Raw genomic sequence first — 13668 nt, 5'->3', positions numbered from 1 at the left:
CGTTAATTATCTCATCTAAAATCCTTAGAGCATATTATATATATCCACGCTTAGTCTAAGCTTAATACAATTATAACACAATAACCGAAAGAGAGCGTGGCTTTCGGCTTTCTTAAACCCCTTTTTTATACTCAAATGAGCGCAAAGATTTTTGTTTTGATTTTACATCACATTCATTAAGTTTTTTTCATTGCGATTACTCCTTAATTATAAACAATAAGACATATTTTTTCCTTTTTGCTTTGCGCTCTTTTGAGTATAAAGATTTTGAAAGGAATACCAATGAGAGCAGAAGTAATAAACAAAAAGGCATACGTTCGTTTTGATGATTATGCAAATGAAGTCAGCGAATATAAAAAGAAAATAGTTTTATTAGAAGAAAAACTAAAAGAAGCTAAAGACTTATTTAAAAGTGAAAATAACTTAAGAATGGCTATAGAAGTTGAAAACATTAAACTATTAAGCTTATTAACAAAGGAGCTTTGATGTTGTTATTTTTCAAAAAAGATGATGATTTAAAAATAAAGCTTTTCAAAGCCCAAAACCACATAAGACTTAAAAACAAAGCAATAAATCAAAGCTTATTGGCTTTAGAAGAAAAAGAAAAAGAGCTTAGAAAACTTCACTCTTTTAAAATAAAAATACTTGATGAGTTAGGACTTATAGCTATGGATAACGCTGAAGAATTAGCAATTAAAAAAATAAAAACACTAAAGGAGAAAACAAATGAAATATAAAATCATAGAATTAGAACAAGGCTCTAAAGAATGGCTTGAGTTTAGAAAAGGAAAAATCACAGCTAGTATAGTCGCTTCTTGCATTGGTGAAAAAGGTGCTTTTTTAAGCAAAGAAAAGGCAAAAGAACTTATACAAGGACTTTTTGAGCCATATACCAATAAAGCCATGCAAAAAGGTAGAGAGTATGAGGAATTAATCAGAGCAAAAATGGAATTTATGATAGGAAAAGATATAACTCCTATTGTTATTCAAAGCTTAGAAAATGATCTTTTTATGGCTTCTTTAGATGGTATAGATGATGAAAAAACAATATACGAGTTTAAATACTCAACTAACAACGAAGAATACGAGCAAGTGTTAAAATTTAAAAAACCTAGCCCAAAATACTACGCTCAAGTCCAATTTCAACTTTTTGTAGGTGGTTTTGAAAAATGTGTTTTTGCAGTCTTAAATGAGAATGATGATTTGACTTATTGTGTGGTTAAAAGCGATAAGGAATATCAAGATTTTATGCTTAGAAAAATAGATGAGTTTATAAAAGATTATCTCGTTAATCAAAAAAGCGACTACAAAGAACTTGATGATACTCATGCAAAAGAATTAGCCTTAGAAATAATTAGACTTGAAAGCACAATGAAGCCTATAAAAGAAAAACTAGAAGCTCTTAAAAAAGAATTTATAGAGCTAGCAAATGGTGAGAAAGTTAAATGCTTGGATATTAGTGTTTATCCGCAAAATAGAACAACGATTGATTATAAAGGCTTTTTAGATTTTACTAAATTAGAAATCCCAAAAGAATATATAAAACAAAGTATCTCAATGTGTTTAAAAATCAAAAAAGGAGCATAAAATGAGTGAATTAGTAGTAGCTGAAAAAACACAAAAAAATAATTTTAACTTTAATCCATATGAATTAGCACTAGTTAAAGGAGATTTATCAAAATTAAGTGATGAAGAAAGAACTTCTTATGTAAAAAGTATTTGCGATAGTTTAGGCATCAATATGCTAACTAAGCCTTTTGAGTACATTGAAATTAATGGCAAATTAACTCTTTATGCAACAAAAACAGCAACAGATCAGTTAAGACAAATCCATAAAGTATCTATCACTAAAACAGAAGCTAATCAAATTGGAGATATTTATATGGTTACGGTTTATGCTAGCACTCCAGATGGTAGAACAGATTGCGACACAGGAGCTTTAAATATTAAAAATTTGGGCGGAGATAACCTAGCAAATGCTTTAATGAAAGCCATAACTAAAGCTAAAAGGCGCGTTACTTTAAGTATTTGCGGTCTTGGAATGTTAGATGAGAGTGAATTAGATACTATCAAAGACTATAACAATACTAAAGCAACGCTAATAAAAGATGAAGCAAATGAGCTAAAAAAACTTGGGCTTGAACTAAGAAAAACCTTAGAGGATATGGATTTAAATAAAGAAGAACAAAATGCATTTATCAAAAACAACAATATCTTTACAAGAGAGAAAATAAAAGAATTGTTAGATGATAAAAATAAAATATTCGAACTTAAACAAGGACTAAAAAATGATACCAACATTTAAAGCAAATTATGAAGTGGCAAATTATCAGCCACTACTTGAATATTTAAACGAAGGTGGTTTATATAGTGGCTATTTTAGAAAAATATTCTTATATGATACTATCGGCAACACAGGCCATACAAATACTTTTGTAAAATGTGAATTTGTATGCCGAAAACACAATAAATTAGCTGATTTTAATTTATTTATTGCAAAGAATGGAGATTTTACATACACAACTTCAAAAGGCGAAAAGGAAAGCTACTTAGGCTTTAGACAACTTAACGCAATAATGCTATTTTTAGGTATAGAAGAACTTGATCTTAGCAAAAAAACAAAAGCAAATATCTACGGAAAAGAAACAGAAGCTACAAGTCTTGATGAGCTAACAAATAAAACTTTGCTTTTGGGTTTTGACACAGAAGAGTTTTTAAATAAAAACAATCAAGTTGAAAATAAAATAGTACTTAGTAGAATTTTTAACTCAAAACTACAAAGTCTTGATGAATTTAAAAACCAAAAAGAGCCAGTTGCATATAAAAACTTTAAAGCCAGACACAAAAAATTACCACAAGAGCAAAATGAGTTTCAAGCTCAAAGCATTTCATTTAATCCATATGCACAAAATTTTAATCAAAAACCTCAACAAATTCATACTTTAGATGCCACTTTAGAAGATGATGGTGAGCTTCCATTTTAAAGTAAGTAAAAATGTTAAAAGAAAAAATTAACACAGCCATAGAACACGCAAGAGCTTTGGCTTTAATTAACAAAGAATGCTTAGATTTAATTGGCTATATGGAAGAGTGCGATGAGGATGATTTAAGATCTAACCTAGATGACTTAAAAAAACTCTTGATAAAAGCAAAAGAATTATTGAAAGGCGAAAAATGACAAGAGAACAATTTAACGAAATCAAAGAAAGATTAGCTAAATATAGAGAAATAAGGCATTTAACATATGAAAATCAACAAGCAGAGTTTTTAGGTAATGCTTTTGAAAAAGTTAGTGAATATTTTAAAGCAAAAGATGACTTAGAAAAAGTAAAAGCACTTTGTGATATTGCAGTATTTTGTTTTAATGCTTTTGATTTAAAACTTGGAGCATTTTCAAATATAAAAAGAGCAAGTATGATTCATTTGATTGACCATTTTACAAGCTATTTTATAGAACACAACAATAAGACAGTTTATAATAATAACAAAGATGAAGATTTTGAATATTTATTAATTGTTGAGATAGAGATTTTAGTTAAAAACTTAGGTTTTGATTTCTATAAATGTATGATTGAAACAATTAAAGAAATTGAAAGTAAAAATATAGGCAATTACTGTGAATATGAAAATAAGTTTTATCAAATGCCCGGTGCTTATACCTTAGATGAGGCATACAAATTAGCGTTTTATCGCGAATCAAATGAACCAAGTTTAAATGGAAAAACTAAACCTAAATTACACAAAGAAAATAACATAATGTGGACTTTTAAATACAAAAGCGCATTAGGTGGTGATATGGAATTAAATTTTATCAAATGGTATAAAGCTGATTATGAGGGTTGCAAGCTATGATTACAAAAATAATAAGATTTGCTTTAAATGCTCTCTCAAAAGCTTTTAATATTATTATCTCAATATTAGCTTTAACTTTTGCATTTCTTGGGATTTGTGCAATTGTCATAGGATTATTTATTCTTGAAATTTTCTCAAAAGATAATCTTAAAAAATGTAAAAGGATTTTTAAATTTAAAAAATAAAACAAGGACTAATATGATTACTTTGCTTTATATACATTCAACAATATTTTTATTATCAATAATAGCCTTAATAGCTTGGGTTGTTTATTTGGTTACTAAGGATTAATATGAATACAGAAAAAATACTTAACTTTTTAAAAATTCAAACTCATTATTTTTGCGCTTACGAGGCAACGATAAACGATGGAGAAAGAATTAAAGGAAGCTGTATATCTACAGACAAAAGATATTTTTGGGAAACATCTGACCCAAATATTACGTATAGATATGTAGTTAATCATATAAAAGAAAAATTCAATACAGAAAATATCAATTTTACACAATTTCATAAATTATAGAAAAGGTTAAAAAAATGATACAAATTAAAATTAGTTATGCAGTAGCTTATGCTTTGTATGGGAAAGAATTAGAAAATTTTAACACTAATCAAAGTATTGATGTAAATGGCATGATTAGGGTTTAAATAATTAAAAAAGGTTTGTAAATGAAGATACGAGATTTAATAAAAGATGGAGAGCATAGTATTTATTATGTAGATGGTAAAGTAAGTTCCACAAGAAAGATTTTAAAGAAAAATTTAGCCATTAAGGAAATTAAATCATATATTAATACAAATAAAGATGTGATTATAGATTTAATGAGGGGTAGATTTAATAATATTTCTAGCAGTTATAATGTTTATATGAATAATAGTGAAGTTATATTCTCTATAACACTTAATAAAGATATGTCTGATAGCACAAAAGCTTTAGAAAATAAAGCTAAGAATGCTATTATATTTGATATGTCTAGATATTTCTTACCTATGAAAATGTATGTAAATATACCTAATTGTGTCTCATATGAATTTTTAGAAAATATTGTAAGGAGAAGAATTTTTATATTTACTGGAGAGTTTTTAAACTTAAGTTTGCAAAACCAATAAAGAACTAATAAAAAAGTTAACTTTAAAAAACAATACAGCTTAAAGGATTAACAATTGAAAAAAGAAAATATTGATTTACATACATCAGAATATATTTATGATTTTAGTTCTTATTTGGAAACTGTGATAGATAAGTCAAGTTATGATTTTAGTAATATAATTGAAAAATTTAGATTTTATCTTGATTGTAAGATAGAGCTATATAAACTTAGAAAAAGTGATTATGAAAAATATAATCACATACCTATATTCGCCAGCGAAATATTTAATGATTTTATGGAATTAGAATTACTAAAATACAATGGCGATGACTTAGATAAAAAGTTAAAAATTATGAGCTTATATAGATATGGTTGGCAGACTATTAATGCAATATCATCACACCCACATTATGATATTAAAATGACAGAAGATATTAAAAATTTATTTGATTACTTGATTGATTTAAACTATTTTGACTTTCTTTATCAATTATTTGATAAAGAAAATATAGAAAAATATCTAAAACTATACAAGCAAAGGATTGAAGAATGAAATTAAAAGATTTTGATTTTAGAGCTTGGGATTACAAAAGAAAAACATTTATAAACTATCAGTGCCAGATGAGCTTTATTTTTAATAATGAAAGAAACAAAGAAAATTATTTAAAAGTAATGGATTGTTTTGATAACAAAAATCCTAAGAATAATGAATTCTATGGGCTTAAGTCTTATAATTCCAATGATATTGAAATAGAACTTTGGACAGGCTTACGTGATAGAAATGGCAAAAAGATTTTTGAAGGTGATATTTTAGAGTTTTTTGCCACTGGAGAAATTATAGCAGGTCGTGTTGTTTATGATAAAGAAGAAGCTAGGTTTGAACTAATAACTAGCAATAAAGATGTATTAGATTTTACTTTTTATAGTGATGTTGAAATAATCGGCAATATCCACGAGAACCACATCTAAACCCACAAAAAAACAATATTAATTCTAAAACAAGAGGAAATAAAATGGCTACAATTTATGACAAAAATGGAAATATTATTATAGAAAAAACTGAATTTAGTTTGAGCGAACTACTTGATTTTTGCAGAAAGCAAAAAATATCTTTAAAAAATGCTAATTTTAAAGAGCAAAATTTAACAGGCGTAGATTTTAATAGTTTAGATCTAATCGGGGCTGATTTCACTAATGCCATTTTACAATATTGCGATTTTCAATCAAGCATTATATCAAATGCTGTTTTTACAAATGCTGTTTTAAAAAACGCTTATATGCAAGATGTAATTGCAAATGAAACTAATTTTAAAAATTGCTCGCTACAAAACATTTTTTCAAATTCTGCTAGATTTATAGATTGTGATTTTAGCGGGGCTGATTTAAGAGAAAACAATTTCTTAAAAACAAGAATTACAAATCCATTTTTTAAAAATACTTTAATTTCAAATACCATAGGAGATATGGAAAACATATGCTCATTACAAGTAGAAAAATTTTCCATATCCTTTAATTCTCAAGATATAGCCATAGGTTGCAAACAAGAAAGCATATCATGGTGGAAAAATGTAAAAAATGAAGAGTTAAACGATGGTCGTGAAGATTATACGCAAGTATGGAATGCATACAAAGACATTTTGTTTAAAATCATCAATATAAAATACAATATTTAAAGGAAACCCCATGTCAAATATAGAATTTTTAACACCAAAGCAAGTAGAGCAAATGTATGGATTAAACCCTTTACAACAATTTAGAGCAAGAAGCAATGGCATGCCACACTACAAGATTGATGTTAAAACAATCAGGTACAAAAAAACAGAACTAGATCATTGGTTTAAATCTAAAAAAGTTATCATTTAAAATCAAATGGACACAAGGAATTTAAGTATTCGCCATACCAACTCATAAGCTGTTTCCTTAAATCAATGGCCTTACTTCTATTATAAGCTCTTTCAACTTCACTTCCATTTACATGGTGCAATATCATCTCAGCGATATCTTTGCCTATGCCAAGTTTTATAAGCTCGTTGCTTTTTTCTGTACATATACTCCTAAAAGTACTTCTAAATCCATGTATTGTATGTTTCAAATCATACATTTTGAAAAACTTGCTTGCAAAGTTATCGCTAATGCATTTATCAAAATTAAAAAACACATATTCTTTGTTTACATTAAACATCTTTTGCATTTGTAATATTTTTAATGCATATTCATTCAATGGGATAATATTTTCACCATTACTTTTTACCTTCATATCTTCAGCTTGTATAACCCAAAGATTATTATCAAAATCTATCTCACTCCATTTAGCAAATCGTATGTTTTTACTTCTTTGCGCTGTCAAAAGCGTAAAATAAATTGCATTTATAATATTCACATTAACCCTAGCTCTTTGTCTGTATTCTTTCATACATTCGAGCATAAACTTAACCTCTTTTTCTTCTACCAAAGCTTTAAAATGCTTCACATTGCAATCATCATTGATTAATCTATAGTACTTTTGTAAATCTTTCAAATCTGCAATAATGCTAGTTTTTAATTCTCCTCTTTGTCTTGCAAGTTCTAAAATTCTGCAAATAAAAGCAATACTTTTATTTAAAGTTGAATAAATATTTTTTGAATTCATATGATCATAAATAGGAAGAAAGTCTTTCTTTTCTAGCAAATTAATAGGCTTTTCTCCTAGCATAGGCTGTATGTATTTTACAAAAGTCCCCTGCTCCTTTTTGATAGTAAAATATGAAAGTTTTTTTCCTATAGTTTCTATATAATGATCATTTGCCATATTTAATGTAAATTTTTTATTCTTGTTATCGATAAAATCCCCGCTTCTTAATTGTTGTAAAATCTTAATCGCTTCCTTTCTAGCTTCTGCAAGACTTAACAATCCTTTTCTAAACTCTCCTATGGTTATATATTTTTTTAATTTTTGCTCTCTAAGTTGAAAAACTTTTCTACCTGTAGGATGAATTTTTAAATAAAGCTCTTTTGGCTCACCGAGCGGAACTAAGTATTGTTTTTCCTTTATTTCTAATGCTTCTATATCACTTTGAGAGAGTGCCATTTTTCGCCCCTTTATACCCAAAAAATACCAAAAATATACCCAATACCTATAAAAAATAACGCTGGGTATAAAATGGGTATTGAAATTATATCAAATAAATGAAATAAAAGAAATAAATAAAATACTACAAATGCCTAAAAATAGAGGTTTAAAGAAATGTAAGAAATGTATTTAAATAATAATGGTGTCCCCAGCAAGGTTTGAACTTGCGACCTCAGAATTAGGAATTCTGCGCTCTATCCAGCTGAGCTATGAGGACAAATATTTTTATTATTTTAAGAAAAAATTTATTTTATAGAGCTTAAATTTTAAGCTCTATAAAAAAACATTTTGGATTTTCATCAAAACCTAAAACTCCATTATGCGCATCAATAATTTGTTTTGATAAAGAAAGACCTAAACCATTACCTTTTAATTTAGTTGTTTTAAAAGCCTCAAAAACCATTTTTTTATCTTTGATACTTACACCATTATCATAAACTTTAATAAAAACCCTATCTTCTTTTTGTTCGCACTTAACCTTTATATAACCATCATCATTTTCGCTTTCTTCAATAGCATCTATGGCATTATAAAGTAAATTTTGCAAAACTAAAGCAAGTAAAGATTTATCTGCATTGATTTTTAAATCTAAAAATTCAAATTTAAAATCGATATTAGCTAGATAATTATAAGCTCCAATAGCTTGCTCACACTCATCTTGTAACTCCTGTAAATTAAACTCATTTAAATTAACATGTACTCCTTTTGTAAAAAGTAAAGTAGAATTTACAATACGCTCTACTCTTGAAATTGCTTTTTGGATTTCTAAAACTATATGCTTATTTTTTAACTCACTTCTTTCAAACAAAGTAGAGCTTAATAAAGAAATAGAACCTATAGGATTGCGTATTTCATGTGCTAGGTGTGCTGCAACTGTTCCCATGCTAGCTAACCTTTCATTTCTTTTTTCATCACTAATATCTGTTGCATTTACTATAAGTTTATCAGTATGAGAGGTGATTTTGATTAGATAAAATTTATGATCAAACTCAAGTTCATAATGTGTTTTATCAAGATCAATGCATTCTAAAAGCTTTGGCTTTTGTGTAGCTAGGTTGTTTTGCAAAATAATATTTTTATTTGCGTCTAAAATCCACAAAGCCATAGGCAAAACCTCTATAATCTCACTTACCATTTGTCTTAATGCAGTGTAGTTTTCATTAAGTTGCTTATATTCATTTTCTATAACATAGGTTTGCTCTATTAAGGCTTTTAATCCTTGTTGTAAGTTTTCTTTTTCACTAGAATCTAAACTTTTTAAAATATTCTCATCCACACTTAATCCTTAATTAAAAATTGAAAATCTTCTAAAGTATATAAAAGCAAATTACGCTCCTTATTTAAAATAAGCTCTTTACTAAAGCCACTCTTTGAAAAAAGCACATATAAATTAGGTTGAATTTGCAACTGTTTTGCTTTACTTTTTAAAATATTTAAAACATTTTTACATATTTTTCTTTCTTTAAATTTAACTTCACCTAAAACACAAAAATTGTTTTCATGATAATACAAGTCTATTTCATGATAATAATTCCAAAAACTATACACTTGATTCACTTTAAGTTTTTTTGCTAAAAATTCTTTACATAAAAGTTCAAAAGTAAAACTTTGATATTTTTCCAAATTTTCTTGGATAAGTTCTATTAATTCATTGTATTTTTTCATCGCGATTAAATTAAGTTTAGGATATATAAAATAAAAGAAAAATCTTAATCCTTGATTTTTAAAAACAACCTTATCTTGTATATTATAAGAGCGTAATTCTTTTTTAACTTTCTGTCTTTTGTTTTTTATAATTGGCTTTTCTTGACTTTTTTCTAAGATCAAAATATTTTTCTCTAAAAGTTTATTAATAAGTCCTAGAGCCTGAAAATGCGGAATAGATTTATTAATAGAATAGCGTTTTCTATCGTTTTTACTTAAAACACTCAAAGCTTTTAAAGCATTCTCATCTAAATTTAAAGAAGCTAAAATATCAAAGGATTTCAAAATAAAAACATTTAAGATATTTTCATATAAACTTAATTTCAAATCAAATTCAAACTCATCAAAAATACTATAAAAATCAAAAATACTTTCAAGCTCCAAAGTTTCACAGCGTTTTGAAAAATCACCAAATTTTATAATCACATCCTTAAAATAAATATTTTGTATGTTATAATTTTAACAAAAAATTAGAGGATTTTTTTTGGATATTGAAAAACTAAAACAAGATATTATTTTAAAAAAAGGAATATATTATTTTGATTTTACAGCTAGCGCTTTAGCACTAAAAAGCATAGAAAAAGAAATTAAAAAAATTCTTACTACCTATGCAAATACACATTCAGATAGCTCTTTAAATTCTTTTATCACACAACAGCATTATGAAAACGCAAGAATAAATTTAAAAAAATACCTTGAATTAGATGATAGTTTTGCTCTTATAGCTTGTGGGAGTGGATCTTCAGCAGCTATAAAAAAATTTCAAGAACTTTTAGGTCTATATATACCACCACTTATTAAAGAAAAATATTTTAAAAATACAGGCAAAAATACCTTACCTTTGGTTATAGTTGGACCCTATGAACACCATTCTAATGAACTTTCATTTAGAGAAGCTTTGTGTGAATGCGTTCGAGTGCCCTTAGATAAAAATGGAGAATTAGATTTTAATTTTTTAGAAAAATTATTACAAAAATCCAAAAACAGACAAATCATAGCAAGCTTTAATGCAGCTTCTAATGTTACAGGAATTTTAAGTGATTATAAAAAAATTTACACTTTAGTCAAACAACACAACGGTATAGTTGCTTTTGATATTTCCACTTTAGCTCCTTATGCTAATTTAGATCCTAAATTTTACGATGCAGTGTTTATTAGCTCTCATAAACTACTTGGAGGTGTAGGATCTTGTGGCTTACTTGCTATCAAAAAAAATCTATGTGGCAATACCCCTAGCTTTGCAGCAGGTGGAACTGTGGGCTATGTTTCAAGAACATCTCAACAATATTTATGCGAAGTTGAAAATTTAGAAGAAGGTGGCACACCTGGAATTATTCAGCTTATTAGAGCAAGTTTGGCTTTTAAAATACGCAATGAAATAGGTTTAAAAAATATAGAAAAAAAAGAAAAAGAACTTTGTGAATATTTTTTCAAACAATGTACAAATTTTCCAAAAATGATCTTATATGCAAAAAATATCACTAATAGATTACCTATTTTTGCTTTTAATATAGAAGGAATTTCTCCTTTTGATTTAGCTTATAAACTAAGTAAAACTTATAAGATAGAAACAAGAGCAGGTTGTGCTTGTGCAGGACCTTATGGGCATGATTTACTCAATCTAAAAGACAATCAAGAATTAAAATCTAAACCAGGTTGGCTAAGAGTGGGTTTTCATTATACGCATACAAAAGAAGATATAGAATATTTTTTTAAAGCCTTGAATATAAGCATCAAGGCTTTAAGTTAATTATTGTAAATCGTATTTTTCTACGATTTTTTGGTAAGTACCATCAGCTTTAACTTTTTCTAAACCTGCATTAATTTTTTGAACAAGCTCATTTTGTTTTCCTTTATCAAAAGCTATACAAAACCCTGAACTTCCATCATTTTCTTCTAAAAATGCTTCTAACTCTTCATTAGTTTTTAAATAACCTTTACCAATATCTTTATCCGTTAAAACTGCATCTACTTTGCCAGCTTTTAAAGCTAAAATTGCTGCTAACATTTCTTCGCTTGCAACTACTTGAGCATTTGGAATAGTCTTAGCAGCACTTTCTTGAATAGTTCCAAGTTGAACACCTATTTTTTTACCTTCCAAACTTTGTTTATCGCTAATACTAGAATCTGTTTTTAATTTTAAATATAAATTTTTAGTATTGAAATAAGTATCACTAAAATCCATACTTGCTAATCTTTGAGGAGTTGAACTCATAGCAGAAGCTATCATATCAATCTTTCCAGCTTTTAAGGCAGGAATTAAACCATCAAAACTCATATTTACCCATTCAAGTTTTAAATTTTCTCTTTTAGCAATTTCTTCCAATAAATCAACATCAAAGCCGGTAATTTTTGCATCTTTAATAAAATCAAAAGGAGGATAATTTGCAGCTATACCTACTTTATAAACTTTTTCACTAGAAGCACTAGCTTGATTTTTATCGCTTGAACAAGCACCTAAAGCTAATATACCAAATAACGCTAAAACAACATATAATATTTTTTTCATTTTTTTCCTTTGTTAAAATTAAAATAAAATTGATAAATGATTATAATGTGTTTAAACGCCTGTATTTCTTCATATCCGCCTCCTTTATAATAAATGTGAGCATAATTATAGCAGAAAAAAGTTTTTTGTAAAGAGTTGTTATAGAATATTTTTTATTTAAGTTAATTTTTATATATTTTAATTAATGAGTTTAAATTTTTACCTTCTTACTAATCATTAAAACATAACCTATTCCAAGACAAATAGACCACATAGAACTGCCACCATAACTTAAAAGTGGCACAGCAACTCCTTTTAATGGAGTTAAAGAAATAATTCCAAAAGCATTCATAAAAAATGAAAATAATAAAAGTAAAGCTACACCTGAACAAAATAAAAAATGGACCTTATTTTCACAGCGCCCAGCAATTCTAAAAATTCTAAGTATGACCATCAAATAAATCAAACATATAATGCTCAATCCTAACAATCCTATTTCCTCAGTAATCCCTGATAAAACAAAATCCGTATGCACCTCACTTAAAAATCCCAATTTAAAAGTTCCAAGACCCAACCCTTCTCCAAAAAATCCACCATGAGCTATAGCATTTAAACTATGTGAAATTTGATAAGGTTCTGAGTTATGGCTTACTCTTAAAGCACTTGCTAGCCAATCAGGAAAAAAAGGTAAAAACGCATCTTGGATATTTCCCCACCAAGCAGAAATACGCTGAATTCTTCTTTGATTACTTAAAATCACCAAAACCCCAATCATTCCAACAATAACCACGCCAAAAGCAAAAAGTCTTTTACTAGCTCCTGCAAAAAATGCTAAAGCAAAAACCAAGAAAAAAGAGATAACACTTTGGCCTAAATCATTTTGTGTCATATAAATATAGCCAATAACAAAAGCAGCTAAAATAAAATAAGGAATTAAAATTAAAACTTCGTGTTTGATTGCTTTTTTGCTATCATCAATTCTTCTTGTATAAGACCAAGCAAGGAAATAAATCAAACCTATCTTAAAAAATTCAACAGGAGAAATAGATAAAGGACCAAGCCTGATCCACCTTTTAGCACCACCTGCTGCAGTAGCAAGAAAGGTCGGTAAAAAAGGCAAAATAAGTATAAATAAAAAAGAGATTAACAAAACACTTATCATTAAATAATGTGCCATTTTACTATCAGGATTTAATCTTGAAACAAAATAAATAATAGCTATACCACTAAGTCCAAAAAAAAGCTGTCTGATGAAAAAATGAAATTCATTATATTCTAAATAAAGCACAGTAAAAGCACTTAAAGAATATGAAAAAAGTATCCCTATAGTTATTAGAATGCAACTTAAAAAAAATAATTTTCTATCAGCAACCAAAATTTCTTCCTAGAATTTTATAAAAATTAATTTTAATAAATTGCAACTT

At 27.4% G+C, this 13668-nt stretch carries 19 protein-coding genes and 1 tRNA gene; 14 read left to right on the top strand and 6 right to left on the bottom strand.

Annotated elements, in window-relative coordinates; genetic code table 11:
• Positions 1-282 precede the first annotated feature (282 nt).
• The 13 genes from L8X33_RS05400 to L8X33_RS05340 all read left to right on the top strand — a co-directional run bounded on the left by L8X33_RS05400 (position 283) and on the right by L8X33_RS05340 (position 6806).
• Positions 283-486: a hypothetical protein gene (locus L8X33_RS05400; protein WP_039625728.1), complete on the top strand. Its 204-nt coding sequence runs from the start codon at positions 283-285 to the stop codon at positions 484-486.
• Complete coding sequence (locus L8X33_RS05395; RefSeq protein ID WP_039625727.1) at positions 486-737, top strand: hypothetical protein; 252 nt, start codon at positions 486-488, stop codon at positions 735-737. Before L8X33_RS05400 ends, L8X33_RS05395 begins: the two co-directional genes overlap by 1 nt.
• Positions 727-1587, top strand: a complete 861-nt coding sequence (locus L8X33_RS05390; protein WP_263670161.1) for a lambda-exonuclease family protein — start codon at positions 727-729, stop codon at positions 1585-1587. The genes L8X33_RS05395 and L8X33_RS05390 overlap by 11 nt, the downstream gene beginning before the upstream one ends.
• Before the next feature lies 1 nt (position 1588).
• Positions 1589-2305 (top strand): hypothetical protein, encoded by a 717-nt coding sequence (locus L8X33_RS05385; protein ID WP_263670160.1) that lies wholly within the window; start codon positions 1589-1591, stop codon positions 2303-2305.
• Positions 2289-2984, top strand: coding sequence for a hypothetical protein (locus L8X33_RS05380; RefSeq protein ID WP_263670159.1), 696 nt, complete (start codon positions 2289-2291; stop codon positions 2982-2984). Before L8X33_RS05385 ends, L8X33_RS05380 begins: the two co-directional genes overlap by 17 nt.
• Positions 2985-2995: 11 nt before the next feature.
• Complete coding sequence (locus L8X33_RS05375; RefSeq protein ID WP_263670158.1) at positions 2996-3178, top strand: hypothetical protein; 183 nt, start codon at positions 2996-2998, stop codon at positions 3176-3178.
• The gene (locus L8X33_RS05370; RefSeq protein WP_263670157.1) at positions 3175-3852 is read left to right on the top strand and encodes a hypothetical protein; all 678 of its coding nucleotides are present in this window, start codon (positions 3175-3177) and stop codon (positions 3850-3852) included. Before L8X33_RS05375 ends, L8X33_RS05370 begins: the two co-directional genes overlap by 4 nt.
• Before the next feature lie 292 nt (positions 3853-4144).
• Positions 4145-4375, top strand: coding sequence for a hypothetical protein (locus L8X33_RS05365; protein WP_263670156.1), 231 nt, complete (start codon positions 4145-4147; stop codon positions 4373-4375).
• Between the two features lie 146 nt (positions 4376-4521).
• Positions 4522-4962: a hypothetical protein gene (locus tag L8X33_RS05360; protein ID WP_263661552.1), complete on the top strand. Its 441-nt coding sequence runs from the start codon at positions 4522-4524 to the stop codon at positions 4960-4962.
• 54 nt (positions 4963-5016) lie between these two features.
• Positions 5017-5496: a hypothetical protein gene (locus L8X33_RS05355; protein ID WP_263670155.1), complete on the top strand. Its 480-nt coding sequence runs from the start codon at positions 5017-5019 to the stop codon at positions 5494-5496.
• The gene (locus L8X33_RS05350; protein WP_263670154.1) at positions 5493-5912 is read left to right on the top strand and encodes a YopX family protein; all 420 of its coding nucleotides are present in this window, start codon (positions 5493-5495) and stop codon (positions 5910-5912) included. Before L8X33_RS05355 ends, L8X33_RS05350 begins: the two co-directional genes overlap by 4 nt.
• Before the next feature lie 44 nt (positions 5913-5956).
• Positions 5957-6616, top strand: coding sequence for a pentapeptide repeat-containing protein (locus tag L8X33_RS05345; protein WP_263670152.1), 660 nt, complete (start codon positions 5957-5959; stop codon positions 6614-6616).
• A 10-nt stretch (positions 6617-6626) separates the two neighbouring features.
• Complete coding sequence (locus L8X33_RS05340; protein WP_039625719.1) at positions 6627-6806, top strand: DNA-binding protein; 180 nt, start codon at positions 6627-6629, stop codon at positions 6804-6806.
• On the opposite strand, the gene L8X33_RS05335 is transcribed toward L8X33_RS05340, so the two are convergent.
• The 4 genes from L8X33_RS05335 to L8X33_RS05320 form a co-directional block, all read right to left on the bottom strand.
• Entirely contained in the window at positions 6799-8010 is a 1212-nt protein-coding gene (locus L8X33_RS05335) for a tyrosine-type recombinase/integrase (RefSeq protein WP_263659367.1), read from the bottom strand. The two genes, L8X33_RS05340 and L8X33_RS05335, sit on opposite strands and share 8 nt — an antisense overlap.
• Positions 8011-8192: 182 nt before the next feature.
• Positions 8193-8269 (bottom strand) — tRNA-Arg (locus L8X33_RS05330).
• 42 nt (positions 8270-8311) lie between these two features.
• A complete protein-coding gene (locus L8X33_RS05325; RefSeq protein WP_263659366.1) occupies positions 8312-9328 on the bottom strand; it encodes a sensor histidine kinase in 1017 nt (338 codons plus the stop codon).
• A gap of 2 nt (positions 9329-9330) precedes the next feature.
• Positions 9331-10182, bottom strand: a complete 852-nt coding sequence (locus L8X33_RS05320; RefSeq protein ID WP_263666729.1) for a DUF234 domain-containing protein — start codon at positions 10180-10182, stop codon at positions 9331-9333.
• A 58-nt stretch (positions 10183-10240) separates the two neighbouring features.
• Between L8X33_RS05320 and L8X33_RS05315 the strand changes: the two genes are divergently transcribed.
• Positions 10241-11506, top strand: coding sequence for an aminotransferase class V-fold PLP-dependent enzyme (locus L8X33_RS05315; protein WP_263666730.1), 1266 nt, complete (start codon positions 10241-10243; stop codon positions 11504-11506).
• Here the strand turns inward: L8X33_RS05315 and L8X33_RS05310 are convergent, their stop codons facing one another.
• Positions 11507-12265, bottom strand: a complete 759-nt coding sequence (locus tag L8X33_RS05310) for a basic amino acid ABC transporter substrate-binding protein (protein ID WP_263666731.1) — start codon at positions 12263-12265, stop codon at positions 11507-11509.
• A 190-nt stretch (positions 12266-12455) separates the two neighbouring features.
• A complete protein-coding gene (ftsW, locus tag L8X33_RS05305; protein WP_220566762.1) occupies positions 12456-13619 on the bottom strand; it encodes a putative lipid II flippase FtsW in 1164 nt (387 codons plus the stop codon).
• Between the last annotated feature and the right edge of the window lie 49 nt (positions 13620-13668).

The organism is Campylobacter sp. CNRCH_2014_2849 (genome assembly GCF_025772845.1).
Taxonomy (GTDB): domain Bacteria; phylum Campylobacterota; class Campylobacteria; order Campylobacterales; family Campylobacteraceae; genus Campylobacter_D; species Campylobacter_D lari_D.
The sequence above is the reverse complement of the archived record's forward strand: the minus strand, read 5'-3'. Positions and strand labels throughout refer to the sequence as shown.